At 69.2% G+C, this 23,342-nt stretch carries 23 protein-coding genes; 11 read left to right on the top strand and 12 right to left on the bottom strand.

Annotated features, from left to right (window positions below; translation table 11 throughout):
- From ASC91_RS01375 to ASC91_RS29135, 3 genes are all read right to left on the bottom strand, one after another.
- The gene (locus ASC91_RS01375) at positions 1–2,604 is read right to left on the bottom strand and encodes a cbb3-type cytochrome c oxidase subunit I (protein WP_056191342.1); all 2,604 of its coding nucleotides are present in this window, start codon (positions 2,602–2,604) and stop codon (positions 1–3) included.
- A complete protein-coding gene (coxB, locus tag ASC91_RS01370) occupies positions 2,601–3,566 on the bottom strand; it encodes a cytochrome c oxidase subunit II (protein WP_056191341.1) in 966 nt (321 codons plus the stop codon). Before coxB ends, ASC91_RS01375 begins: the two co-directional genes overlap by 4 nt.
- Positions 3,567–3,820: 254 nt before the next feature.
- Positions 3,821–4,195, bottom strand: a complete 375-nt coding sequence (locus ASC91_RS29135; protein WP_056191339.1) for a cytochrome c family protein — start codon at positions 4,193–4,195, stop codon at positions 3,821–3,823.
- On the opposite strand from ASC91_RS29135, the gene ASC91_RS01360 reads away from it, so the two are divergent.
- Positions 4,194–4,835 (top strand): c-type cytochrome, encoded by a 642-nt coding sequence (locus ASC91_RS01360; protein WP_056191336.1) that lies wholly within the window; start codon positions 4,194–4,196, stop codon positions 4,833–4,835. The genes ASC91_RS29135 and ASC91_RS01360 overlap by 2 nt on opposite strands.
- On the opposite strand, the gene ASC91_RS01355 is transcribed toward ASC91_RS01360, so the two are convergent.
- The 4 genes from ASC91_RS01355 to ASC91_RS01340 form a co-directional block, all read right to left on the bottom strand.
- Positions 4,759–5,421 (bottom strand): cytochrome b, encoded by a 663-nt coding sequence (locus tag ASC91_RS01355; protein WP_056191334.1) that lies wholly within the window; start codon positions 5,419–5,421, stop codon positions 4,759–4,761. The genes ASC91_RS01360 and ASC91_RS01355 overlap by 77 nt on opposite strands.
- A complete protein-coding gene (locus tag ASC91_RS01350; protein WP_056191331.1) occupies positions 5,418–6,176 on the bottom strand; it encodes a cytochrome c oxidase assembly protein in 759 nt (252 codons plus the stop codon). Before ASC91_RS01350 ends, ASC91_RS01355 begins: the two co-directional genes overlap by 4 nt.
- A 171-nt stretch (positions 6,177–6,347) precedes the next feature.
- Positions 6,348–7,733 (bottom strand): M28 family peptidase, encoded by a 1,386-nt coding sequence (locus ASC91_RS01345; protein ID WP_056191330.1) that lies wholly within the window; start codon positions 7,731–7,733, stop codon positions 6,348–6,350.
- Positions 7,734–7,736: 3 nt separating this feature from the next.
- Positions 7,737–8,717 (bottom strand): MBL fold metallo-hydrolase, encoded by a 981-nt coding sequence (locus tag ASC91_RS01340; RefSeq protein ID WP_056191328.1) that lies wholly within the window; start codon positions 8,715–8,717, stop codon positions 7,737–7,739.
- Positions 8,718–8,805: 88 nt separating this feature from the next.
- On the opposite strand from ASC91_RS01340, the gene ASC91_RS01335 reads away from it, so the two are divergent.
- Positions 8,806–9,738, top strand: coding sequence for a LysR family transcriptional regulator (locus tag ASC91_RS01335; RefSeq protein WP_056191326.1), 933 nt, complete (start codon positions 8,806–8,808; stop codon positions 9,736–9,738).
- 99 nt (positions 9,739–9,837) lie between these two features.
- On the opposite strand, the gene ASC91_RS01330 is transcribed toward ASC91_RS01335, so the two are convergent.
- Positions 9,838–10,743 (bottom strand): Ku protein, encoded by a 906-nt coding sequence (locus tag ASC91_RS01330; protein WP_056191325.1) that lies wholly within the window; start codon positions 10,741–10,743, stop codon positions 9,838–9,840.
- A 646-nt stretch (positions 10,744–11,389) separates the two neighbouring features.
- On the opposite strand from ASC91_RS01330, the gene ASC91_RS01325 reads away from it, so the two are divergent.
- The 4 genes from ASC91_RS01325 (at position 11,390) to ASC91_RS01310 (ending at position 13,523) form a co-directional block, all read left to right on the top strand.
- Positions 11,390–12,253, top strand: coding sequence for a PD40 domain-containing protein (locus ASC91_RS01325; RefSeq protein ID WP_056191323.1), 864 nt, complete (start codon positions 11,390–11,392; stop codon positions 12,251–12,253).
- Positions 12,250–12,702, top strand: coding sequence for a RidA family protein (locus ASC91_RS01320; RefSeq protein ID WP_235531771.1), 453 nt, complete (start codon positions 12,250–12,252; stop codon positions 12,700–12,702). Before ASC91_RS01325 ends, ASC91_RS01320 begins: the two co-directional genes overlap by 4 nt.
- Positions 12,703–12,904: 202 nt before the next feature.
- A complete protein-coding gene (locus ASC91_RS01315) occupies positions 12,905–13,255 on the top strand; it encodes a PRC-barrel domain-containing protein (RefSeq protein WP_056191319.1) in 351 nt (116 codons plus the stop codon).
- Positions 13,256–13,325: 70 nt separating this feature from the next.
- Entirely contained in the window at positions 13,326–13,523 is a 198-nt protein-coding gene (locus ASC91_RS01310; RefSeq protein WP_056191317.1) for a hypothetical protein, read from the top strand.
- Here the strand turns inward: ASC91_RS01310 and eutC are convergent.
- Together eutC and ASC91_RS01300 are read right to left on the bottom strand one after the other, a co-directional pair.
- Positions 13,520–14,377, bottom strand: coding sequence for an ethanolamine ammonia-lyase subunit EutC (gene eutC / locus ASC91_RS01305; protein WP_082532325.1), 858 nt, complete (start codon positions 14,375–14,377; stop codon positions 13,520–13,522). The two genes, ASC91_RS01310 and eutC, sit on opposite strands and share 4 nt — an antisense overlap.
- Positions 14,378–14,459: 82 nt before the next feature.
- A complete protein-coding gene (locus tag ASC91_RS01300) occupies positions 14,460–15,830 on the bottom strand; it encodes an ethanolamine ammonia-lyase subunit EutB (protein WP_056191315.1) in 1,371 nt (456 codons plus the stop codon).
- A gap of 134 nt (positions 15,831–15,964) precedes the next feature.
- Here ASC91_RS01300 and ASC91_RS01295 point away from each other — a divergent pair, with 134 nt between their 5' ends.
- Positions 15,965–16,999, top strand: coding sequence for a hypothetical protein (locus ASC91_RS01295; protein WP_056191314.1), 1,035 nt, complete (start codon positions 15,965–15,967; stop codon positions 16,997–16,999).
- On the opposite strand, the gene ASC91_RS01290 is transcribed toward ASC91_RS01295, so the two are convergent.
- Entirely contained in the window at positions 16,996–17,877 is an 882-nt protein-coding gene (locus ASC91_RS01290) for a LysR family transcriptional regulator (RefSeq protein WP_056192533.1), read from the bottom strand. The genes ASC91_RS01295 and ASC91_RS01290 overlap by 4 nt on opposite strands.
- A gap of 132 nt (positions 17,878–18,009) precedes the next feature.
- On the opposite strand from ASC91_RS01290, the gene ASC91_RS01285 reads away from it, so the two are divergent.
- Genes ASC91_RS01285 through ASC91_RS01275 form a run of 3 tightly spaced genes read left to right on the top strand, consistent with a single transcriptional unit; the run spans position 18,010 to position 20,628 of the window.
- Positions 18,010–18,966, top strand: coding sequence for a DMT family transporter (locus tag ASC91_RS01285; RefSeq protein WP_056191312.1), 957 nt, complete (start codon positions 18,010–18,012; stop codon positions 18,964–18,966).
- A gap of 46 nt (positions 18,967–19,012) precedes the next feature.
- On the top strand, positions 19,013–19,876 hold the full coding sequence (locus ASC91_RS01280; protein ID WP_056191311.1) for an alpha/beta hydrolase: 864 nt from the start codon (positions 19,013–19,015) through the stop codon (positions 19,874–19,876).
- Positions 19,873–20,628 carry a ThuA domain-containing protein gene (locus tag ASC91_RS01275; RefSeq protein WP_056191309.1) on the top strand — a complete coding sequence of 252 codons (756 nt, stop codon included), beginning with the start codon at positions 19,873–19,875 and terminating at the stop codon, positions 20,626–20,628. The genes ASC91_RS01280 and ASC91_RS01275 overlap by 4 nt, the downstream gene beginning before the upstream one ends.
- Before the next feature lie 15 nt (positions 20,629–20,643).
- On the opposite strand, the gene ASC91_RS01270 is transcribed toward ASC91_RS01275, so the two are convergent.
- The gene (locus tag ASC91_RS01270) at positions 20,644–21,897 is read right to left on the bottom strand and encodes a D-alanyl-D-alanine carboxypeptidase family protein (RefSeq protein WP_082532323.1); all 1,254 of its coding nucleotides are present in this window, start codon (positions 21,895–21,897) and stop codon (positions 20,644–20,646) included.
- Positions 21,898–22,242: 345 nt separating this feature from the next.
- On the opposite strand from ASC91_RS01270, the gene ASC91_RS01265 reads away from it, so the two are divergent.
- Entirely contained in the window at positions 22,243–23,196 is a 954-nt protein-coding gene (locus tag ASC91_RS01265) for an alpha/beta hydrolase (protein WP_056191307.1), read from the top strand.
- Positions 23,197–23,342: the final 146 nt, after the last annotated feature.

Raw genomic sequence — 23,342 nt, 5'->3', positions numbered from 1 at the left:
TCACGCACCGCCCCACGGCAGCAGGCGCGGCAGCAGCAGGCCGGCGGCACCCTCCAGTGCGGCGTAGATGAACAGCAGGCGCAATGCCTCCAGCGTCTTGTTGGCTGGGCGTGGTGCCAGGCCGCGCATCCAGCGCAGTGCGTAGAAGAACGCCGCCAGCACCACGGCCGCCACGACGCTGCCGTGCCAGGCCAGCATCGCGTAGACCGAAGCGCCCTGGCCGCTGGCATCGCCGCGCAGCCCGGCGTGCCACCAGTCGAGCACGTCCACGGCCAGCGCGGCGGCCAGGCACGCCGCGCTGAAGCCCATCAGCACGGCGCTGGCGCCGCTGCCACGCTTGAGCAGGGCCATCAGCGGCCGGGCGGCGTAGGCCAGGCCCGCCGACGCACCCAGCAGCAACAGGCCGGGAACCAGCGCGCCGCGCGGTGCCTTGTGCAGCCACCAGTCGGGGTGTGCGGCGTACAGGTAGAGGTAGCCGAACATCGCCATCAGGAAGATCATCCCGAGCACGATGTCGAGCAGCACCGCGGCCCACCAGCCGTGCGCCTGCGGGCCGGCCACATAGGTCGGCAGCAGAATGCCGGCGCCAGCGTCGACCTGGCTCTGCTGCGGCGGCAGGTGCCGGTCGTTGCTCCACACCCAGCGCATCAGGCAGAACACGGTCAGCACGCCGCACACGGCGCTCAGCGTCATGGCCTTCACGGTCAGCAGCAGGAAGAAGCCGGCCGTGGACAGCGCCGACAGCAGCGGCCACCACGAAGGCCCCGGCATGATCTGCACGTACTGCGGCTCGGCGCGCGCGGGGCTGGTGACGAGGGTCTCGCGCTGGCCGGTGGCGGTGTTGGGCAGGAAGTAGCGCCCGGCTTCCACATCCCTGGCCAGTTGGGGGTCGGTCCATAACGGCTCCAGGTCGTTGACCACCGGGATGGAGCGCACGCCGTAGTTGCCCGCCGACAGCCATTCCAGCGTGCCCCCATGGAAGGCATTGCGGGCATTGCCGCCGCTGCCGCCACGGGCGTAGCAACGGACCGCATCGATGAGGAACAGCAGCGCGCCCGCGGCCATGACGAAGGCGCCCACGGTGGAGATGAGGTTGGGCAGATCCCAGGCCCGGTCGGGCAGATAGGTGTTGACGCGCCGCGGCATGCCCATCAATCCAGTCAGGTGCATGGGCAGGAAGCAGACGTGAACGCCGACGAAGCTGAGCCAGAACACCCAACGCCCGAGCCGCTCCGACAGCTGCCGGCCGTTGATCATCGGCGTCCAGTAATACAAGCCGGCGAACAACGGGAACAGCATGCCGCCGATCAGCACGTAGTGGAAATGCGCGACGACGAAGTAGGTGTCGTGCGCCTGGCCGTCGAAGGCGACCATGCCCACCATGACGCCGCTGAGGCCCCCCATCACAAAGATGAGGATGCCGCCGACGAGGAACAGCGACGGCACGTTGCGCTGCACACGCCCGGAGGCGAGCGTGCAGATCCATGCGAACACCTGGGCGCCCGCGGGCACGGCCACCGCCATCGACGCCGCAGAAAAATAACCCGCCGCCAGCTCCGGCATGCCGACCGTGAACATGTGGTGGGCCCACACGCCGAAGCTGATGAAGCCGGTGGCGATCATGGCCAGCACGACGAGTTCGTGGCCCACCAGCTTCTTCTGCGCGACGGTGACGATCATGGTCGACACCATCGCCGAGGCGGGGATGAAGATGATGTAGACGTCCGGGTGGCCGAAGAACCAGAACAGGTGCTGGTACAGCAGCGGGTCGCCGCCGCGCGTGGCATCGAACAGCGGCCAGTTGAAGGCGCGCTCCAGCTCCAGCAGGAAGGTGACCATGATCATGGCCGGGAAGGCCAGGATGATCATGACGCCGAAGATCAGGATGGCCCAGGCGTAGACCGGCATTTTCGAGAGCGTCATGCCCGGGGCACGCGTGCGCAGCACGCCGACGATCAGTTCGATGGCGCCGGCGATCGCGCTGATCTCGATGAAGCCGATGCCCAGCAGCCAGAAGTCGGCGTTGATGCCCTTGGCGTAGACCCCCGAGCTCAGCGGCGGGTACATGAACCAGCCGCCCGACGGCGCCAGGCTGAACAGGACCGAGCCGAAGAAGACCACGCCGCCAATGGCATAGGCCCAGTACGAATAGGCCGACAGACGCGGAAAGGGCAGGTCGCGCGCGGCCAGCATCTGCGGCAGCAGCAGCACCGCAATGGCTTCGACGGCGGGCACGGCGAACAGGAACATCATCACCGAGCCGTGCATCGTGAACAGCTGGTTGTAGGTCTCCTGCGGCACGACGCTGGCCAGCGGCGCGGCCAGCTGCACGCGCATCACCAGCGACAGGATGCCCGCGGCGATGAAGAAGCCGAAGGCCGTGGCGATGAACAGGAAGCCGATGAAGTTGTTGTTGACGGCGCTGAACGCGCGCCAGCCGGTGGGCGTTTCCCAGGTCTTCTCCAGCGCCTCGAACTCGCCCGCGGGCCGACCGCCCTGCGTCGGGAAGCGCGCGTAAAGCCGCGTGTCGAAACCCGTCTCGGACGGCTCGGTCGCCGCATCGCCGAGTGCGCCTTCCACGCCGGGGCTGGCGGGCTGCGTCACTTCAACGACTCCATGTAGCTGGCCAGTGCGTTCAGCTCGGCCGCCTTCAACGAGCGGTAGGCGGGCATGCGGTTGTTCGGCTTGATCGACTGGCTGTCGCCGATCCAGCCAATCAGCGTGGCGCGCGTGTTCGGCAGGATGCCGGCGCCCAGGGACTGGCGCGCGCCGACGAAGGTCAGGTCAGGCCCGGACACGCCTTGTGCCGAGGTGCCGGCGACGCGGTGGCAGGCCGCGCAGCCAACCTCGTTGAAAAGTTGCTTGCCGCGCAGCGCCTCGACGCTGACATTGGTCTCAGGGGCCGGCTTCAGGCGTGCATCGAGCCACCGCTGCCAGTCCGCCGCCTCATGCGCGACGACGACGAAGCCCATCAGCGCATGCGCGCCGCCGCAGAACTCGGCGCATTGCCCGCCGTAGACGCCCGCCTTGTCGGCCTGCAGCTTGAGCCGGTTGGTGCGGCCCGGGATCATGTCCATCTTGCCGCCCAGCTTGGGCACCCAGAAGCTGTGGATGACGTCCTCCGAGACCATGTCGACAACGACCGGGCGGCCGACCGGGATGTGCAGTTCGTTGGCGTCAGCCAGGATCGCGCGGCCCGCCGCATCGAGGTAGGACACGCGCCACCAGTAGATGTTGCCGGACACGCGCATGCGCAGCTCGTCGCCCTTGATGGTGGACATGCCGGCGACCAGCGTGAGGCCCCAGGCCAGCAGCAGCAGCAGCACGCCGGCCGGGATGATCAGGCCGAACCACTTGACGACGCGCTCGCCGCCGAGCCGGGCGCGGAGCTCGTCACTGCCGTACAGCGCCACCCACATCGCCGCGCAGACGCCCAGAAAGATCAATGTGACGAGCGCGATCAGCACCCAGGCCAGCGTGGTGACCGAGTTGGAGAACGGCCCGTGCGGATCGAGCACCGGCGGCGGCCAGCCGCTCAGGGCCTCAGCGAGGTTAGGGCCTGTCATCCTATGAATCTCCCCCGCGCCGGGGCTGCAAGGGGTGCAGCGCTAGGCGCGAGCCGACGGTCGGGGCCCTTCCCCGACCTAGGTTCGCAACGACGCGGGGCGCCCCTTGCAGCCCCGGCCCTTCGGGTGGCGCCCCACAGAGCCTGCACTCGTCGTTGCAAATCCTCGCCGGGGCCCCACCCCGGCTGCGGTTTGCGCCTAGATTGCAGGCTCTGTGGGGTGCCACGCGGGGGGGATTCATAGGATGACAGGCCCTATAGCGTGAGGAGGTAGGCGGTGACATCGCGAGCTTCCTGGTCGGACATGGGAATGGCCGGCATGGCCGTGCCGGGCACCATCGCGGGTGCATTGCGAACGAACTGCATCAACACGCCGGGCTGGTTCGGCAATTGCCCTGCGATCAGGCTCTGGCGCCCGAAGTTCTCCAGCGACGGCCCCAGCCCGCCGCGCGGCCATTTCACGCCGGGGAAGGTGTGGCAGGCCACGCAGCCCTTGTCGGCGACGAGCTGCCGGCCGCGTGCGGCGTTCGCGTCGCCCAGCGTTGGCGTGCGGTCGGGCGGGCCATCGCAGGCGGCGAGGCAGGCACAGACGAGCACGATGCTTGCCAGGGACGATGATTCACCCGCCATGCGCCACCTGCACCTTCTCATCCTCATGCTGCTGGCCGCCGCCTGCACCGACCGCATGGCGCCCAGCGACGACCGCTGGGGCCGCGGTGGCGAACTCATCGCGATGAGCGGTGGCGAAGGCGGCGCCCGCTACGCCTGCGTGAGCTGCCACGGCGCGCGCGGCGAAGGCAATGGCTTTGACGCCCCGCGCCTGGCCGGCCTGCCGGTGGGCTACCTGCAAAAGCAGATGGAAGACTACGCGGCGGGCCTGCGCGCGCACGAGGTCATGCGCGACGTGGCCCGCTTTCTGGACAGCGATGAACGCGTGCGGGTGGCCAACTACTACGCCGGCCTGCCGCCACGGGCCTTGCCGCCTGCCACCGGGCAAGCCGTTGCTGCGGCCACTCCGGCGCTGTACACCGCCGCCTGCCAGCAGTGCCACGGCGCCGAAGGTGTCGGTAGCGCGAAGGGGCCCCCGCTGAACGCCCAGCCGGCCTTCTACCTCGCCCAGCAGTTGCAGGACTGGCAGGTGTCCAAGCGGCGCAACGACGGCAACCACGAAATGCTCAACGTGGCGCAACGGCTCAAGCCCGAGGAGGTTCATCAGCTGAGCCTTTATCTGGCGCTGATCCCGCTACACCCGGCGCCTGCGGCCCGTTGAGGTCGAACATCGAAGGCAGCACACGGTCACGCTTGACCACGTAGTGCAGCACGGCCGCGCCGGCGTGGCCGGGAATGGCCAGCGCCGTGATCCAGACGACCCAGACATGCGCCGTGGCGGCCCACTGCATCAGACGGTGCTGCAGGCCCTCGGACAACTGGTCGAACGGCAGGTTGGGGAAGGGGATCACGCCGGCGATCGACAGCGGCAGGTTGCTGGGCAGCGTGGACCACATCACCCAGCCACTGATCGGCAGCGCGAAGAAGCTGAAATAGAACCAGACCTCCAGCACATGGCTGGCTCGGCCCGAGAACGACGACTCGTCGACGGTATCGGGCGTGCCGATCTGGCTGCGCCACAGGAAGCGCAGCGTGCCCAGCAGCATGATCGCCAGCCCCACCTCCGTGTGGGTCTGGTAGCCGAGGTATTTGTCGCCGCCCGCCGGCTGCCAGCCCAGGTACCAGCCATAGCCCAGCTGGAAGATCATCAGCGCCGCCATCGCCCAGTGAAACGCCACGCCGATCGGCGAGTACAGGCCGCGCCGGTGGTGGCCCTCGGCCCATTCGATGGCGGCAACGAGACTCATGCCGGCTCAGTGCGCAGGCCGCGCGCACGTTCAGCGCGCATCCAACGCCAGCCTATCCACATCGCGGCCGCCAGGTAGGCCATGCTGCCTGGCGCCCACATCACGATGCCGGCGAGCTGCTGGTCCTGCAGCGGCGAGACGCCCCAGCTCAGCGTCGACGCGAAGTGCGGCGCATACAGCGGCCGCGCGGCGAACGTGATCAGCGCACCCAGCAGCCCCATCAGCACCGTCGTGGCGAGGATGGCGCCGGTTGCGGCGACCGCGCCAGAGCGCCGCACCGCGACCCAGAACGCGGTCGCGCTGGCCAGCAGTGTGAGCTGCATGAGCGCGTACAGGGCCACCGACGACAGGGCGGCCGCGTAAGGTGCCGGCGCATGCCAGGTCCAGAAGGTGACGGAAGCGATGGCGGTGCACGCCCACAGCGGTGTCGGCAGGCAGCGCAGCCAGCGTTCCAGCCCGATGGCCACCAAGGGTGCGATCGCCAGCACCAGGGCGATGTGATGGATCACGCGGACGGTGAAGAACGCCGAACTCAGCGCGCACAGCGGCGACACGTAGAGCAGGCCCGTCAACGTCCACGCGCAGCGCAGACAGCGCAGCTGTCGGGGCGTTGCGGCACGCGCCGCCGACAGCCGCCACAGCGCCAGCGCCAGCAGCACGAGGCCCGTGCCGAGCACCGGGTCAAGGTTCCATCGGCTCAGCCAGGCGTCCGGGCCGGGCGCCTCGCCGCAATAGGGAATCCAACGGCCGTCCATGGTCGTCTTCCGCTTCGAGTTCAACGCTGCATGGGCACATGGCTTGCCCGCGGTCGTGGCCGCCCCACGAGGGCGACCCGTCCGGGAGCGCAAGGCTTTGCGGCAAGTTTTGCCGTAGCCCGTTCAGCCTTGAGCGCCGTTTCCTCGCCGAGATGGCGAACTTGCGCAGGTCTACGGCACGTTCGCTGCCAGCCAGGCAAACGCCGTGTAGGCGGCGACGTTCTGGTTCAAGGACGCGGGGTCGATCTTGTCCAAGGTGTCATTGGCGCTGTGATGATGATCGAAGAGGTCCGTGGCATCCTGTGCGAGCTGGATCCACGGCACGCCACGCTGGGCCAGGAGGCCCAGGTCCGGTCCTGGTGCGCCAGCGGCACCGTCGAGCGTGATGCCCAGCGGAGCCAGCACGCGTGACAGCCGTGCCGTGAGCCCAGCGTTCTGCGGCGGATGACGCAACGCGTAGATGGGCCCTGCGCCCCAATCGCTCTCGATTGCCAGATAGTGCCGCGACAGATCGCCTGCATCGCGCGCCGCATAGGCGCGTGCACCATCGAAGCCGTTCTCCTCGTTGGCGAACAGGACCACGCGGATCGTGCGGCGGGGTGCCTGGGGCAGCTGCTTGATCAACGCCCCGGCTGCCATCGTCAGGGCCACGCCGAACCCATCGTCGACAGCGCCCGTGCCCAGATCCCAGGAGTCGAGATGCGCAGACATCATCACGATCTCCCCCCTTGGCGTCTTGGCGTCTTGCCCGGTGATCTCGCCAATCACGTTGTACGAGATGCTGTCGGCTTGCGTTTGCGTCGCGATGTTCAGGCGCAGCCGTACCGAGGGCGTCCGCTGCCCCAGCCTTTCAAGGAGATCGGCATCCGGGCCCGAGATGGCAGCGGCCGGAATCGCCTTCCCGGGAACGTAGTTCACGCTGCCGGTGTGCGGCAGCCGGTTGTCGTCGGTTCCCAAGGACCTGATCAGCAGCGCCACGGCGCCCTTCGTGGCGGCCAGCGAGGCGGCACTGCTGCGCATCTGCAGGACCCGCGCGTATCCCGACCCATCGCGGTCGCGTTCCATGCGCCGGGTGAGCAGGACGATCCTGCCGCGCACCGATTCGGCCGGCGCCGACTGCAATGCTTCGAAGTCCTGGAGTCGCACGATCTCGGCATCGAGCGGGCCGTCGGTTCCCACGCTGTTGCCCAGCGCGGTCACGGCAAGGCGCTGCGTGATCGGCGCAATGACCTCGGCGCTCTCAGACAGCCGGCGCCAAGCCGTGAACTTGACGGGCTCCGTGTAGACCTTGTCGTAGCCCAGCGCGCGGAACTTCGCCACGGCCCACGCCACTGCGCGGGCGTCGGCTTCCGACCCGGCGGGGCGTGCGCCGACCTCCGTGGTCAGTGATTCGACGATCTTGTACGCCCCGCTGTCCCCTAGCGCGCGTTCCCTGAGGAGCACGGCGGTCGCTTCGTCAGCTGCGGCGGCCGGCAGCGTTTCAGCGCCCGCGGAAGGGCTTGCCAGACACGCGGCCAGCAGCAATGCCACGCAGTGATTCAGCAACCGCTGGGCCATGGTTCACCTCGCCTCGTAGTGGTCGTTCACGTAGGTCATGGGGATCCACCGGTAGCCCGCGCCATCGGGGCGCAGGTGGCCGACGCCGGGGAAGGAGATGTGGTCGGCCGCGACCCAGTACCGGCCCTTGACCGCGTCGGCGAACGCCTTCTTGCGCGTAGCTGCGGCCGCCTTGGGATCGACGTCGAAGACGATGGTCACGCCGGGGTTGGGCATCTGGACTTCCGCCACGTGAACCAGGTCGCCCCAGAACACCAGCTTCTCGCCCTTGCTCTCGAGCGCGTAGAACGTGTGGCCCGGTGTGTGACCCGGAGCGGGTACGGAACGGATGCCGGCGAACAGCTCGGTCGCGCCAGAGAACGTCTTCACCTTGCCGGCATCGACATAGGGCTGCACCTTGGCCGAAGCCTCGTCGAAGTACTTCTTCGCCGCCTCCGGCGCGCGGGCGCGGTTTTCGGGGTTCAGCCAGTAGGCGACCTCCGCCTGCTCGATGTGGACCGTGGCGTTGGGAAACACGATGCGCTTGCCATCCATCAAGCCACCGGTGTGGTCGGTGTGGATATGCGTGATCAGGATGTCGGTGATCTGCGCCGGCGTGACGCCCACCGCCTTGAGGCTGGCCTCGAGCTTGTTCAACGTCGGGCCGTAGAGCTCGCCGGTGCCGGCGTCCATCAGGATCAGGCGGTCGCCCGCCCGGATCAGGTAAGCGTTGACCGAGGCATCGACCTCGGTCGTCTGGTACGTGTCCGCCAGCCGCGACGCCACCTCACCGGGCTGGACGTTGGTCAGCAGCTTCAGCGTGGGGATCGGAAGCGTGCCGTCGGAGAGCGCCGCGATCTCAAAGTCGCCGAGCTTGAAGTGGTAGTAGCCGGCTTGATAGCGGCTCACCTTGGTCGCAGGCGCCTCGGCCGCGGATGAGACCGGGGTGACCAGGCTGGTGGCGACAGCGGTGGCCAGAAAGGCGGCAAGGAATGTGCGTTTCATCGTGAGGCTCCTGTTAAGCGATGAAAAGCACTATATTTATCGCCATCCTGTTTATAAAGACTGAGATCAAGATTTAACAATCAACGATATGGAAACAATGATCGACAACCTGGCCGAGCTGACGATCTTCGACAAGGTCGCCAGTGCCGGCAGCCTCACGGGGGCCGCGAACGCGCTGGGCCTGTCGCTGGCAGTGGTCAGCAAACGCCTGGCCGCCCTCGAGGCGCGCATGGGCGTTCGCCTGCTCAACCGGACCACGCGGCGGCAGTCCATGACGCAGGAAGGCGAACGCTTCCACCTGCATTGCGTGCGCATCCTTGCGGAGGTGCAGCAGGCCGAGGTGGTGATGCAGCACAGCCGCACCGACATCAACGGGCACCTGCGGGTGACGGCACCGCGCATGCTGGGCACGCGCTATCTCGCCCCCCTGGCGGCGCAGTTCCAGGCCATGCATCCGGCGTTGCGGATCGAGATCGTCTTGAGCGACGACGTCGTGGATCTCGTGGAACAAGGCATTGACCTGGCGCTGCGCTTCGGGGTGCTCAACGACTCGACGATGACGGCACGCCACATCGCCGACAGCGAGCTCGTCCTGTGCGCCGCGCCGGACTATTTGCTGCGCTTCGGCTCTCCCGACACGCCTGCTGCGCTCTCAGCGCACAACTGCATCCTCTACGGCACGCGAAGCACGCGGCACTGGCTCTTCCAGCATGAAGGCAAACCGGTCTCGGCCGAGGTGAACGCGACCTTCCTGTGCAATGACGGCAACGCGGCCAAAGCACTCGCGCTCGCCGGCGGCGGGATCTTTCTCAAGTCAATATGGGATGTGGGCTCGGAGCTGAGGGATGGAACGCTGGTGCGCGTGCTGGGCCGATACGGCATCCCCAGCGCACCGCTGCATGTCGTGTACCCGCATGCATTGCATCTGGCCCCGCGCGTACGCCACTTTGCCGACTACGCTCTCAAGGGCCTTCGCAGCGAATGGGAGCTGCTGACCGATAAGGCCTCCGCCAGCTCTTGACTTGCCTTCGGCGGACCAGAGCAGAACTCAGCGGCTCTTCGGCGGTGCAGTCGAACCACAGGCGAAAGGTGTTCCCGCAGGACGCCGGTGCGCCTGAATTCACGCGGCCTTCCTGCCGCGGTTTGCCACGCCACGCTTGGCCGCGGGCTTGGCTGCCGCCTTCTTCGCCGGCGCCTTCTCGGCCTTGCGCGCCTTGCCGCCCAAGCTCTGCTTCAGCAGTTCGGTCAGGTCGACGACATTGCTGCTGCTCGTGTCCGGCGCCTCTTCGAAGGGCTGCACGGTCGCCGTCTTGCCGGCCTTGGCCTTGCGCTTGACCAGCTCATGGATGGCGCTCGTGAAGTCGTCCTTGAACTTCTCGGGCTTCCAGGCCGCAGTCATCTGGCTGATGAGCTGCTGGGCCATCTTCAACTCGGCCGGCTTGACGCCCGCGGCACCGGTGGCTCCCACCTTAGGCAGGTCCAGCGCATCGGGCGAGCGGATCTCCTCGGCCCAGCGCAGCACGCCCAGCATCAACGCCGGGCCGGCCGGGATCAGCGCCGCGAGGTGCTCCTTGTTGTGCAGCACGAAGCGCGCAATGCCGATGACACCGGCCTTCTCCAGCGCCTCGCGCATCAGCGCATAGACGCGGTCGGCCCGGCCATCCGGCGCGAGGTAGTAAGGCTTCTCGATGTAGACGAAGGACACGTCCGCCGCCTTGACGAAGTTCTCGATCTGGATGGTCTGCGTGCGCTTGGGGTAGGCGGCCTTGATCTCGTCGTCGGACAGCACCACGTACTCGTCGCCCTCAAGCTTGACGCCCTTGACGATGTGCTCCTTGGCGATCTCCTTGCCGGTGCGCTTGTTGATGCGCTTGTAGCCCACCGGGTCCATGCTGCGCTTGTCCAGCCAGTCGAAATCGATCTCCTGCTCCTGCGTGGCGCTGTGCAAGGACACGGGCACGTGCACAAGGCCAAAGGAGATGGCGCCCTTCCAGATGGCGCGGGGATTGGCGCTGGGGCCTGCCATGTCTTTGCCTCGGTGCTTGCCTCAGCGGCCAAACCGCGCATATGCGGTGGGCAAGGCATAGGCCGAAGAGGCCGCCGCCTTGGGCCTGGGCACCTCATCGGGCCTTGGCGGTGGCGGCACCTCCTTGCGACAGGCGGTCAGGCCAGCCACGGCGACCAGGACGGCCGCGGTCAATTGCTGGAATCTCTGTCGGGGCGGCATTTCGGGATCGGTCCAATGTGACCCCGACACTATGGGCGACCCGCTGCGGCCGCGCCGTCGGCGGCCGGACCGTTCGGTTGTAGGTCTGCGCCGACCAGGGCCTGTTAACGCTACGGCAATGGGTCGCGAAGGCTCGCTGCCAGGGGCCAATCAAGGCGCAGCACGCCGCCCGCACTGATGTGCGGGCAAGCGGTGCAACGCCGAGTGGCCCCTGGCGACGGGTCTTCCCGAAGGGTTGAGGCCAGAAAGGCCGCGCGCGGCGTTGCAAGTGCTCGCCGGGTGGCCAACCCGGCTCCGCTTTGCGCCTTGCTCGCGGCCTTTCTGGCCTCAACGCGACCCATTGCCGTAGTGTTAGCAGGCCCTCGTCCCCGGAATCCGCGATGCGAAAGGTCAGGCCGGGCTTGCGGGCGCAAGACTGCGGCCGACCTGACATCGAAAGACCGCCATGAAGGCCCTGCTGGCCCTCGCCATCGCCGCCACCGCGGCAAGCGCCCCCTCGCGATGGACGCCCGAGCGCGTCTCGACCGACCAGTACGAGTCCTCGCCGAGCTTCGCCCCCGACGGCCGCACGATGATCTTCATGCGCGCCAACCCGCAGTTCTCGGCCTACCGCCTCATGCAGTCGAGCTGCGGCCCGCGGGGCTGGAGCGAGGCCGTGCCCCTGGCCATCGCGGCGCCGCTGCCGGCCAGCGAGGCTGACCCTTTCATCACGGCCGACGGCCGACAGCTCTGGTTCGTGTCCAACCGGCCCTTCCCCGGCAAGCGAGGCGACGACCTGGACATCTGGGTCGCCGACAGCGACGGCCGCGGCGGCTGGGGTGCCCCACGGCGCCTGCCCGAACCCATCAACTCAGCGCAATCCGAGCTGCTGCCACGCCGCCTGCCCGACGGCCGCCTCTTCTTCGGCTCCGACCGCCCCGGCGGCCTGGGCGGCAACGACGTCTACGTGGCCACGCCCCGAGCCGACGGCGGATGGCGCGTCGCCAACCTGGGCGCACCGCTGAACACGGCGCACAACGACTACGAGGTGGAGATGTCACGCGACGGCAGCCAGGCCGTCGTCGTGTCCGACCGCGAGGGCCGCTCCCACCTCTACCGCTTCGCCCGCAGCGGCGACGGCTGGCGAGCCCTGGGCCGGGTGCCGGCGCGCGATGACGTCTTCCAGGTCGGCCCGCTGCTGTCGCCCAAGGCCGACCGGCTGCTGTTTGCCCAGGCCGACGGCGAGCGTTCGGGCGAGCTCTTCGTCATCGACCTCCAAACCGGCGCCGACCCCACCTGGCCGCCGGCCTGCCCCGGGAGCAAGCCATGAATCTCACCCGCCGCACCCTGGCCCTGGGCCTGGCGACAACGACATCCACCGCAGGAGCCGCCATGGCCAAGACCCGCGCCATCAATGCCGCCGAAGCGCCCGCCCCCTCGGGTGGCTATGCCCAGGCCCTGGAGCTTCGGGCGCCGTCGCGCCTGCTCTTCATCAGCGGCCAGATCCCGGTCGACAAGGCGGGCGCCGTGCCCAAGGATTTCGCCGGGCAATGCCGCCTCGTCTGGGGCCACATCGACGCCCAGCTGCGCGCGGCCGGCATGACGCTGGACCACCTCGTCAAGGTCACGACCTATCTCGGAGACCGCAAACACGCCCTGGAGAACTCCGCCATCCGCCGCGAGGTGCTGGGCGCGCGCAGCCCGGCGTTGACCGTGCTGATCGCCGGCATCTACGACAGCGACTGGCTGCTGGAGATCGAGGCCATCGCGGCCGACTGACGCCAGGCATGTGTCCCGCCAGGGGCAGATCTGCGTGGACGAGAACGGGCAGCCGGTCGGCCGGTTCCTACAAGGGCTGGGCGCCTAGCCCGACTGCCAGGCCCCGCCATAACAAGCATATTCAACACATGGTGCACAGCACCTGGCGGAGCGGGCGAAAGCCTGCCCCGTGACCCGTGTTCAACTTTCCAGGAGTTCCATCATGGCCAGCGTCACTCCCACCATTTCTTCCTCCAAGGTCGAAGGTACCAAGGTCTACAGCCCCAGCGGCGACAAGCTCGGCTCCATCGACGACCTCGTCATCGACAAGAAGTCCGGCCAGGTGCGCTACGCGGCGCTGGAGTTCGGCGGCTTCCTGGGCATGGGCACCGACCGCTACCCGCTGCCATGGGATCAGCTGAAGTACGACACCAGCAAGGATGGCTATGTCGTCAACGTCGACAAGGCCCAGTTGGAGCGCGCACCGCGCTACCCGAGCGACGAAACGCCCACCTACAACGACGAGTACGGCCGCAAGGTCTATGACTACTACGGCTCGACCTGGTGGATGTAAGCAGGCCCTCGCCGCTTGCTGATCGAAGGGGCGGCGCTGCCGCCCCTTTTCATTGACCCCCGGAGGCCCCATGCCTGACCCGACCCGCACCCCGCCGATCCCGCCCGAGCCCGCACCGGCCGCACCACAGGCCGGCGATGTCGAGCGGCCCACCGCCAAGCAGCGGCCCGCGCGCGACGTGAAGAACGGCGCCTTCGATGACTCCGTGGCCGGTGAGGAAGACCCCGGCGCGGGCATCGACACGATGACGCCCCGGCCGGGCCGCTAACCGCCCAACAGGCGCATCAGCGGCGCCGCCGTCGCCGCGTGCGGCAGGCCGCGTTCGTCCGCTTCATCCTTGAGCCCAATGCCGCTCACCTGCCGTGATCGCGCGAGGCTTAGCAGCGCGTGCAGTTTGGCCGCGGCCGCTGGCGGTGGCAATCCTTCGGGGCGCACGTTGGAGATGCAGTTGCGCTCGGCATCCGCCAGCCCGAGGTGCGGTGCCCAGCTGAAATAAACGCCCAGGCTGTCCGGCGCCGACAGCCCCGGCCGCTCGCCGATCAGCACCACGACGCAGCGCGCATGCAGCAGCGCGCCGATCTCATCTCCAAGAGCCACGCGGGCCTGCGTGGCGACAACCGGCGGTCCCCAGGTCCAGCCGCCTTCGTGCAGCAGCCGCTCGCGCAGCGCCGTGAACAGCGGCAGGGCCTGGCGCTGCAGGGCCAGGGCAGACAGGCCGTCCGCCAACACGAAGGCGAGGTCGCTTGCCGGTACGTCCAACTCTTGCAGCGCTTGGGCGTCGGCCTCATTGAGCCGCCGGCCGAGGTCGGGTCGCTGCAGATAGCTCGCCCGGTCCGCCGCGCGGCTTTGCGCCCGCAACGGCGCCTCGCCCAAGGCGCGCAGCCCGGCCAGCAGCTCCTCGGCATCCAGCGGCGCATGCACCGCATCGCGCGCCTCGGCATGGGCCTGCTGGAAGGCGAGGTGAGCCGCGGTCGGCACGCTGATGCCGGCGCGGCCCAGGCCGATGCGCGCGGCCGTGTAGCGGCGCAGGCGGGCCCAGGGTTGCTCGATGACGCTCACTGGTGCACCCTTCGGCCTGCGGCCTTGCCTGGCCGACAGCGCGGCCAGGCGTTCGCCAGGCATGGGATGCCCACTGGGCATCCCATGCCCGGGCTCACTCCCGCCAAGCGGGAGCGAGCTTGCTTGGGGCGGCCCGGCGCGGCGCTCACGTCTGCTCCAGCAAGGCCGAAAAACGCGCTGGCAGCCCAGCCGCCAGCTGTGGCACGTCACCGGCCTCGAAGATGCCCATGCGCTGCAGCCAGGCCTCGAACTCCGGCGCCGGCCTCCGGCCCAGCAGGCGCCGCATCGCCAGCGCGTCGTGAAAACTCGTGCTCTGGTAGCCCAGCATGATGTCGTCCGAACCCGGCACGCCCATGATGTAGTTGCAGCCAGCAGCGCACAGCAGCGTGAGCAGGCTGTCGACATCATCGACATCGGCCTCGGCATGATTGGTGAAGCAGACGTCGACGCCCATGGGCAGGCCCAGCAGCTTGCCGCAGCAGTGGTCTTCCAGGCCGGCGCGCAGGATCTGCTTGCCGTCGAACAGATACTCCGGGCCGATGAAGCCGACCACGCTGTTGACCAGCAGCGGCTCGAAGCGCCGCGCGACGGCGTAGGCGCGGCACTCCAGCGTCTGCTGGTCGCAACCATGGTGGGCGCCGCTGGACAGCGCGCTGCCCTGGCCGGTCTCGAAGTACATCACGTGACGGCCGCCGCGCTTGAGCGCCAGCGCCGCCTGCCGTGCTTCTTCGAGCAACGCCAGCGTGATGCCAAAGCCGCGGTTGGCGCCCTCGGTGCCGGCGATGGACTGGAACACCAGGTCCACCGGCGCGCCGCGCGCGATGGCCTCGATCGTCGTCGTTACATGCGTCAGCACGCAGCTCTGCGTCGGGATCTCGTGGTGGCTGATGACGGCGTCCAGCATCTGCAGCAGGCGCATCACCTGCGGCAGGTTGTCCGTCGCGGGGTTGATGCCGATGACCGCGTCGCCCGCGCCCATCAGCAGGCCGTCGAGCAGGCTGGCCGCGATGCCGGCCTCGTCGTCGGTCGGGTGGTTGGGCTGCAGCCGCGTGGCCAGCCGGCCGCGCAGGCCAATGGTGCTGCGGAACTGCGTGACGACCTCGCAGCGCTGCGCAATCAGCATCAGATCCTGCACGCGGCAGAGCTTGCTGACGGCAGCGGCCATCTCGGGTGTCAGGCCCGGGGCGATCTGCGCCGGGTCGACGGCATCGGCCAGCAGCGCGTCGCGCAAACCGCCCACCGTCAAATGCGAGATCGGCGCGAAGGCGGCCGCGTCATGCGTGTCGACGATCAGCCGCGTGACCTCGTCGCTCTCGTAGGGCACGACGGCTTCGTTCAGGAAAGCCGTCAGCGGCAGGTCGGCCAGCGCCTGCTGCGCAGCCACCCGCTCGCGCGCCGTCGCCGCGGCCACGCCGGCCAGCTCGTCCCCCGAGCGCCGCGGGCTGGCTTTGGCGAGCAGGGTGCGCAGGTCCGCGAAGCTGTAGCGCTCGCCGCCGAGGGTGTGCGTGTAGGCCATGGCCCTAGTTTGCGCTGCGACCGCTTCGCTTGCATGACCAAGGTGTGACGCGGCCGGCTCCGCAAAGCTGAGGATGCCCGGCCCGGCCATGGCGGTTAGCGTCGCGATCCTGCATATCAGCGCGGGAGATTGCCATGGACGATGAGAAAGTTTCCCGGCGGGTCAAATGGGGCGTCATCGGGCTGCTGGCGATCTGCGCGGTCCTGGCGCTCACCTTGCTGGCGCCGAACCCGAGAGGCGATTCCGCCCTCTGGTTTGTCGGCCTGCTGGTGTTGATGGCCACCGCGCTGACGCTGACGGCCATCGTCTTCGGCGGCCTCAACCTCAACGACGCCAACGAGGCTTTCGGCCTGCCCTCGGGCTCGGTGCGCACGCTGCTGGCCGTGGGCGTGATGGTGCTGTTCGCGGTGTTCGGCCTCAAGTTCTTCAGCGAAGCGCAAGAAGAGGCCCGCATGCCCCGCCCCGGCGACAAGCCCTTCGAGCAGATCGAGGTGCCGGTCGCGCGGCTGGCGGACGAGATCACGCGCTACAAGCAGGTGCCTTCGCTGCTGGTCGTCGTCGCCTCACCCGGCCGCGCCGCCTCGGGCACCGATGCCGGCGCCAATGCCAAGCTCAATCTCTACACGCTGGAGTCGCGCCCCTCGGCCAGCGCGATGGACGCGCAAAAGCAGCTGCTCACCGCCATCATCACCCTGCTGACGACGGTGGTGGGCTTCTACTTCGGCAGCAAGAGCGCCGGGGACGGCCTGCGTGCGCGCAACGAAGGCACGCCCGCCGACCCGGCGGCCCCGCAGCGCCAGCAGGCGGCCCTGGCCACCGAGCGCGATGCGCTGGACGCCCACATCAAGAGCGATCGCGAGACCCTTGAGGCCTTGCGCAACGCGCCAGATGACGGCGACGCGGCAAGGCGCCAGAAGCTGGACGAGGCGCAGGGCCTGTCGAGCCGCCTGGACGCGCTGCGCGACCAGCTCGCCCGCGCGCTGACCGAGGCCCAGACCCGCCTGGGCGCCATCGCCGCGGCGCCGGCCGGCGGCGAGGCCGCTGCCCGTGACGCAGCCCAGAAAGCCCTGGGGCGGGCGAGCACCGAGCTGGATGCGCTGAAGCAGGCCGCCCAGCAGTTCGAGGCCGCCGTCGCCCAGCTGCGCGAGCCCGCGGCCAAGACGCCTTAAACCCAGGTCAGCGCCACCGCGTCCCGCACCGCGCCCACGGCCGGCACGGCAAGCGCCGCCGGGCTGCTGATCCAGCAGAACCAGGTCGGCGCCGACCAGCCCGGCCAGATGCGGGCCTGGCCGGCGTCTTCCATCAGCGTGGCCTGGTCGCGCCGCACCATGCCGGCGCCCATGCCGGCCGCCACCATGCTGCGCACCGCCACCTCGGTGTCGGCCTGCAGGCCCACCTCCAGCACGGCGCCGGCTTGGGCGAACAGCCTTTCCTGGTGGCTGCGCAGGCCGCAGTCGGGCGGTGTCGTCACCCAGGGCAGGGCGGCCAGGCCGGTCAGGTCAGGCGGCAGGCCGCCGTGTATCAGCAGGCGTTGCGGCACCACGGGCACGATCTCGGCGGCCTGCAGGCGCCGCACTTCCAGGCCCTCGATCTCGGCGTGCTCGTGCAGCACGCAGGCGCAGTCCAGCTCGCCACGGCGCACGGCGGCGATGGCGCGCAGTGACACCAACTGCTGCAACTGCAGCTGCACCCCCGGGTGGTGCTCGGCCAGGTGCACGAACACCTCGCCCAGGCGCAGCGCCACCGCGTCGCTGACCGTGCCCATGCGCACCTGGCCGCGCGCCTCGCCGCGGATCTGCGCGGCCGCCGCCTGCATGCCCTGGGCCGCGGCCAGCGTGCGGCGCGCCTCTTCCAGCAGGCGCTCGCCGGCGGCCGTTAGCGCCATGCCGCGGGCGCTGCGCTCGAACAGCTTCACGCCGAACTCGTCCTCCAGCGCCTTGAGCTGGGCGCTGACCGCCGGCGGGCTGGTGAACACGCGCTCCGCGGCGCGCGTGAGGTTGCCCTCGGTGGCCACGGCGACAAAGGTCTTGAGCTGGTAGATCTCCATGGCCGCCATTCTGCGCAGGGCCGGCGGGGCGGGGGTGTGGATTTTCTGAACGGGGCGGTCGGCCGAAACGAATGGATGAAATTGCGCGAGGCGCCGAGAGTGAAGGCATCGACATTCGTCTGGAGACCCTCCATGACCGCCAACAGCCGGCCCGGCGCCATCACCGCCCTGCTCTTTGCCACCTCCACCTGGGGCAGCCTGTTCCTGATCGGCAAGAACGTTGTCGCCCAGCTCGACCCCGTCTGGTTCACTTTCTCCCGCTACACGCTGGCCACCGCGGTGCTGGCCGTGCTGGTGCACTTCGCCGGCAGCCACCCCTGGGCCAAGCTGCGCCGCCACGCGCTGCGCCACAGCCTCGTCGGCCTGGCCGGCTATGGCGTGTTCAGCATCATGGTGTTCCATGGCCTGCGCCTGTCGCTGCCCTCGCACGGCTCCGTCATCATGGCCACCATGCCCTTCACGACGATGGCGCTGCGCTGGGCACTGGACGGCCAACGCCCGCCGCTGCGCGCCATCCTCGGCGCCGCGCTGGCCCTCACGGGTGTGGCCACCGTGGCCAACCTGCTGGGCCAGGCGAGTGAGATCAATGCCCGCATGCTGCTGGGCGACGCCATCACGCTGGCCGGCACGCTGGGCTGGGTGCTCTACACCCGTGCCATGGCCAAGGTGCCCGACCACAGCCCGCTGGAGTACACCGCGCTGACAGCCATCGCCGCGCTGCCCGGGCTGGCGTTGGTGGCGCTGCTCGCCACGCTGCTGGGGTGGGCCGAGGCGCCGTCGGCCGAGCTGCTTCTGAGCCTGAGCCCGAAGCTGGTCTACATCGCCCTGGTGCCCACCGTGGCTGCCGTGCTGGCCTTCAACGCCGGCGTGAAGAAGCTCGGCGCGCCGCTGGGGACGCTGTTCCTGAACATGGTGCCGGTGTCCGTCATCGCCGTGCACGCCGTGATGGGCGAGGCGCCGCACGCCAACGAGATCATCGGCGCGGCGCTGGTGGGCCTGGGCCTGGCGCTGACGGTGTGGGCGCCCAAGCCCGCCGCAGTGCCGGCGCCGCGCGTGGCCCTGGGCAACGCGGCGCCTTGCACACGCTGAAGCCCGCGCTCACCACGCTGTCATGCAGGCGGCCTAGCCTCGGCCCATGCCACCGCTGACCGCTCTCCTGCCCTGGGCCTGTGCCCTGCTTCTCCTGCTTGCCCTGCCGGCTGCCCTCATCGTCCTGCAGGGCAAATTGCTGTTCGGCCGCACCTGGGTCATCCGCCGCACTGACCCCGGCCCCGCCGCCGCGCGCCGGCGCAGCGAGGCCGTCTGGCTGGCGCGCCCGGGCGGCGTGCAGCTGCAGGGCTGGCTCACTGTGCCGGTGGGCGACACGCCACCCCGCCGCTTGCTGCTGTGGTTTGGCGGTCGCAATGAAAACGTTGCCTGGACGCCCGACCTTGCCGGCTGGCTGCCCGACGACTGCGCGCTGCTGGCCTTCAACTACCGCAGCTTGGGCGAGAGCGGCGGCTGGCCGTCCGAGGCCGCCTGCGTGGCCGACGCCGAAGCCGCCGCAGCCTGGGGGCTGGCGCGGCTCGGCTTGCCGCCGGGCGCGCTGCACTTGGCCGGGCGCAGCCTGGGCACCGGCGTGGCCATGCAGCTCGCGGCGCGCCTGGCCGCGGCCGGCCGCCCGGTGGCCAGCGTCGCGCTGATCACACCGCTGAAGAGCCTGCGCGCGGTGCTGCGGCGCAACCTGCTGCTCGCGCCGCTGACGCCCTGGCTGCGCTCACCGCTGGACAGCGTCGCCGCCGCCCGCGCGCTGAACTGCGAGGTGCTGGTGCTGCTGGCCGAGCAGGACCGCCAGGTGCCGCACGCGCATTCACACACCCTCGTGCGCGCCCTGCAGCGCGCCGGCTCGGCCGTGACCGTGCACCAGCTCGCCGGCACCAACCACCGCAGCCTGGCGCGCACGCCCGCGGCGATGCGGCAGCTGGGCGGGTGGTTGCTGGAAGAATCGGCCGCACGATGAAGAAAACCCTGAACGCCCTCGCGGTGGCCGCCGCCGTGGCCACCGCGCCGGCCCTGGCTGCCGACACCCAGTTCGCCGTCCTCGTGCTGGCCATGCCCACCAAGTACCACTACGAGTACATCCCGGTGGCGCGCGAGAGCTTCGAGAAGCTGGCCAGGCTGCACGCCTTCGAGCTGACCTGGACGGCCCAGCCCGGCGCCTTCGAGGGCGACTTGAGCAAGTATGCGGCGGTCGTGCTGCTGAACAGCTCGGGCGAGGAGTTCAACGAGGCTCAGCGCGCGGGCTTCGAGCGCTACATGAAGGCCGGCGGCAACGCCGTCGTCGTGCACCGCGCCATCATCAGCAAGCCCGGCCTGTGGCCCTGGTACGAAAAGCTCGTCGGCCGCTCCTTCGTCATCCACCCCATGCTGCAGACGGCCGTCGTCACCAAGACCGACGCCAACCACCCCGCCACCTTCGGCCTGCCGGACAAGTGGATCTGGAGCGACGAGTGGTACGAATTCAGCAACCCGCACAGCGTGAATGTGAACCCTGTGCTGGCCGTGGACGAGCGCAGCTACGACCCCACCAAGATCTGGCCCGGCCAAGTCGCCAAGGGCATGGGCGCCGACCACCCGGTGAGCTGGTGGCAGGCCTACGAAAAGGGCCGCGTTTTCGTCACGGCGCTGGGCCACAACCAGGCCATGTACCGCGACGAGCGCTACCTGGACCATCTCTGGGGTGGCATCTGGTGGGCCGCCACCGGACGCTGACGACCCGGGTTCGGCCTATTTCGAGAACCAGCCGGAGATGCGCTGCTTGATGCGCAGGAAGAAGCCGGCGCGCTCCACGTCGGCCAGCGCGACGACTGGCGCCTCGCCCAGCGTCTTGCCATTGGCCACCGCGACCGCCTTGCCGATCACCGCCCCCTTGGCGATGGGCGCCTCCAGGCCCGGGTTCAGCGTCAGCTCGGTCTTGACCGCGGCGGCCTGGCCCTTGGGCACCACCAGCGTCCACGGCTTGGCCAAGCCCGCCGCCACCTCGGGGGCCACGCCGTACACCACCTTGGCGTTGGCCAGCGCAGCGCCCGCCTGGGCCGGCGTCGCTTCCTCGAAATTGGCGTAGCCCCAGTTGAACAACACCCGGGTCTGGTCAGCGCGGGCCTGCTTGCTGTTCGCGTTCATGATGACCGAGATCAGGCGCATGCCATTGCGCTTGGACGAGGCGGTCAGGCAATAGCCGGCGTCCTCCGTGTGCCCGGTCTTGAGCCCGTCGACGGTCGAATCGGTGTAGAGCAGTGCGTTTCGGTTGCCCTGCTTGATCTTGTTGTACGTGAACTCGCGCTCGGCGTAGATCGGGTAGTACTCGGCGCTGTTGCGGATGATGGCCGCGGCCAGCACGGCCAGGTCCTTCGCTGAGGCTTTGTTGTTGGGGTCGGGCAGGCCCGCGGCGTTCGCAAAGTGCGTCTTCGTCATGCCGAGCTTGGCGGCTTCGGCATTCATCAGGGTGACGAAGCCGGCCTCCGAGCCGCCGACGTGTTCGGCCAGCGCCTTGGAGGCGTCGTTGCCGCTGGCGATGACCACGCCGCGCAGCATGTCCATCAAGGAGGCCTTCTCGTTGAGCGGCACGAACATGCAGCTGTCGCCGTCCTTGCCGCCGCGGCACCAGGCGCTCTCGCTCATGGTGACCATCTCGTCGGGCTTGAGCTTGCTATTCTTGAGGCCCTGCTCGACGAGGTAGCTGGTCATCATCTTGGTGAGCGACGCCGGCGGCAGCGGCTCGTCCGGGTTGGACGACGCGAGCAGCTGGCCCGTGTTGAAGTCCATCAACACCCACGCCTTGTTCTCGAGCACCGGCACCGACTGCCCGCTCGCGTCGGTCGTCATCTCGGGCGCGGTGGATGCGGCAGCCTTCTTCGACTTCTTGGCCGCAGCGTGGGGCTTGGCATGCGATGCGGCGCTGGCGAGGCCGACGGAGCCGATCAGGATCGCGCTGGCAAGAACGCAGGGGAGCAGGTGGGAAATGCGCGGTGTGCGGGTCATGGAGAGATGCTTGCTGGAGAAGCCAATAGGTAGTTCGGTAGCTCGCGATCAATTTTCTGATCACTGAGAGGGGCGGTTCGTTGTGCTGGCGCGAAGCGCACCCCAGGTTGCCGTTGGGCCGGCCAGGGGCGGCGAAATCGCGCTCGGCATGTCATCGACACGGGTCGTGCCAAGTGATTTGGGGCCAATTGTGTCCTCTGGCATGCCCACAACCGCCCTGGCGATGGCGATCTCACGAATCGCTACAACTGCGCCTGCCGCCAATCACTCACCGCCATGAGCGCGCCCCGCGGGCAAACTGCACCGCAACGAACCTGAGCACGGGCGACCGAGCCCGCCCCACGCATGCAGCGCCGCCCGTTGATCCTGTCGCCCTTGTTGACCCTGCTGCCGCCGCTCAGCAAGGCCGCGCCCGCGCCGAACGTGCTGCCGCTCTGGCCCGAGGGCGTGCCCGCCGCCATGCGGGCCGATGCGCCGGCCACGCGCGGCGACCTCGGCCCCGAGCGCGTCGACGCCAACGGCAGCATCGCCAACGTGTCGGTGCCCACGCTCACCGTCGTGCCGCCCGCCGTGGACAGACCCAACGGCACGGCCGTCATCCTGTGCCCGGGCGGCGGCTACCGCTACCTGTCGTGGCAGCGCGAGGGTGAGCAGTACGGCGCCTGGCTGAGCACGCTGGGCATCACCACCTTCATCCTGAAAAGCCGCCTGCAGGAGTGGGGCCACCCCGCGCCGCTGCAGGACGTGCTGCGCGCGCTGCGCCTGGTGCGCTCGCGCGCGGCCGAGTTCGGTGTCGACCCCAAGCGCATCGGCGTGATGGGCAGCTCCGCCGGCGGCCACCTGGCGGCCAGCGCCAGCACGCTGTTCGACCATGCGGACGGCCGCACCGGCGCCGCGCTGGATAACAGCGTCAGCGCCCGGCCCGACTTCGCCGTGCTCGTCTACCCCGTCATCACCATGACCGACCCCGCCGCCCACGCCGGCTCACGCCGCGCCCTGCTCGGCGACGCGCCCAGCCCGGCGCTTTTGGCGCTGGCCTCTCTGGAGCAGCAGGTGACGGCCGCCACCCCGCCCACGGTGCTGCTGCACACCCAGGGCGACAAGACCGTGCCGGTGCAGAACAGCCTCCTGTACTACCAAGCCCTCACCCGCGCCGGCGTGCCGGCCGAGCTGTACCTGTTCGAGCAGGGCGGGCATGGCATTGGCATGCGGGACGGGCTGGGGACGGCATCGGCTTGGCCGAGGCGAGTGGAGGATTGGCTGCGGCAGCGGGGGTTGTTGGGGGCGGCGGGGCGGTGAGGCGACCCGCACGGCATGAAGGTCAAACCCGTGCTGGCCGTGGATGAGTGCAGCGACGATCCCAAGAAGATCTGGTCCAGCAGGTTTCAAACGGCATGGGTGCCGACAACCCGGTGAGCCGGTGACACGGGGTCGAGAAGGGCGCG

The sequence above is a fragment of the Pelomonas sp. Root1237 genome (assembly GCF_001425055.1).
Taxonomy (GTDB): domain Bacteria; phylum Pseudomonadota; class Gammaproteobacteria; order Burkholderiales; family Burkholderiaceae_C; genus Pelomonas.
Note: the sequence above shows the minus strand (reverse complement) of the source record. Positions and strands in the feature narration are given on the sequence as shown.

Excerpts from the sequence above, each read along its gene's own strand:
- ASC91_RS01290 (WP_056192533.1), bottom strand. The coding sequence starts at position 17,877 with ATGGAGATCTACCAGCTCAAGACCTTTGTCGCCGTGGCCACCGAGGGC.
- ASC91_RS01350 (WP_056191331.1), bottom strand. The coding sequence starts at position 6,176 with ATGGACGGCCGTTGGATTCCCTATTGCGGCGAGGCGCCCGGCCCGGAC.
- ASC91_RS01330 (WP_056191325.1), bottom strand. The coding sequence starts at position 10,743 with ATGGCAGGCCCCAGCGCCAATCCCCGCGCCATCTGGAAGGGCGCCATC.
- ASC91_RS29135 (WP_056191339.1), bottom strand. The coding sequence starts at position 4,195 with ATGGCGGGTGAATCATCGTCCCTGGCAAGCATCGTGCTCGTCTGTGCC.
- ASC91_RS01340 (WP_056191328.1), bottom strand. The coding sequence starts at position 8,717 with ATGAAACGCACATTCCTTGCCGCCTTTCTGGCCACCGCTGTCGCCACC.
- ASC91_RS01300 (WP_056191315.1), bottom strand. The coding sequence starts at position 15,830 with ATGGCCTACACGCACACCCTCGGCGGCGAGCGCTACAGCTTCGCGGAC.
- ASC91_RS01275 (WP_056191309.1), top strand. The coding sequence starts at position 19,873 with ATGAAGAAAACCCTGAACGCCCTCGCGGTGGCCGCCGCCGTGGCCACC.
- ASC91_RS01265 (WP_056191307.1), top strand. The coding sequence starts at position 22,243 with ATGCAGCGCCGCCCGTTGATCCTGTCGCCCTTGTTGACCCTGCTGCCG.
- ASC91_RS01355 (WP_056191334.1), bottom strand. The coding sequence starts at position 5,421 with ATGAGTCTCGTTGCCGCCATCGAATGGGCCGAGGGCCACCACCGGCGC.
- ASC91_RS01325 (WP_056191323.1), top strand. The coding sequence starts at position 11,390 with ATGAAGGCCCTGCTGGCCCTCGCCATCGCCGCCACCGCGGCAAGCGCC.
- ASC91_RS01345 (WP_056191330.1), bottom strand. The coding sequence starts at position 7,733 with ATGGCCCAGCGGTTGCTGAATCACTGCGTGGCATTGCTGCTGGCCGCG.
- ASC91_RS01295 (WP_056191314.1), top strand. The coding sequence starts at position 15,965 with ATGGACGATGAGAAAGTTTCCCGGCGGGTCAAATGGGGCGTCATCGGG.
- eutC (WP_082532325.1), bottom strand. The coding sequence starts at position 14,377 with ATGCCTGGCGAACGCCTGGCCGCGCTGTCGGCCAGGCAAGGCCGCAGG.
- ASC91_RS01285 (WP_056191312.1), top strand. The coding sequence starts at position 18,010 with ATGACCGCCAACAGCCGGCCCGGCGCCATCACCGCCCTGCTCTTTGCC.
- ASC91_RS01320 (WP_235531771.1), top strand. The coding sequence starts at position 12,250 with ATGAATCTCACCCGCCGCACCCTGGCCCTGGGCCTGGCGACAACGACA.
- ASC91_RS01270 (WP_082532323.1), bottom strand. The coding sequence starts at position 21,897 with ATGACCCGCACACCGCGCATTTCCCACCTGCTCCCCTGCGTTCTTGCC.
- coxB (WP_056191341.1), bottom strand. The coding sequence starts at position 3,566 with ATGACAGGCCCTAACCTCGCTGAGGCCCTGAGCGGCTGGCCGCCGCCG.
- ASC91_RS01310 (WP_056191317.1), top strand. The coding sequence starts at position 13,326 with ATGCCTGACCCGACCCGCACCCCGCCGATCCCGCCCGAGCCCGCACCG.
- ASC91_RS01360 (WP_056191336.1), top strand. The coding sequence starts at position 4,194 with ATGCGCCACCTGCACCTTCTCATCCTCATGCTGCTGGCCGCCGCCTGC.
- ASC91_RS01280 (WP_056191311.1), top strand. The coding sequence starts at position 19,013 with ATGCCACCGCTGACCGCTCTCCTGCCCTGGGCCTGTGCCCTGCTTCTC.
- ASC91_RS01335 (WP_056191326.1), top strand. The coding sequence starts at position 8,806 with ATGGAAACAATGATCGACAACCTGGCCGAGCTGACGATCTTCGACAAG.
- ASC91_RS01315 (WP_056191319.1), top strand. The coding sequence starts at position 12,905 with ATGGCCAGCGTCACTCCCACCATTTCTTCCTCCAAGGTCGAAGGTACC.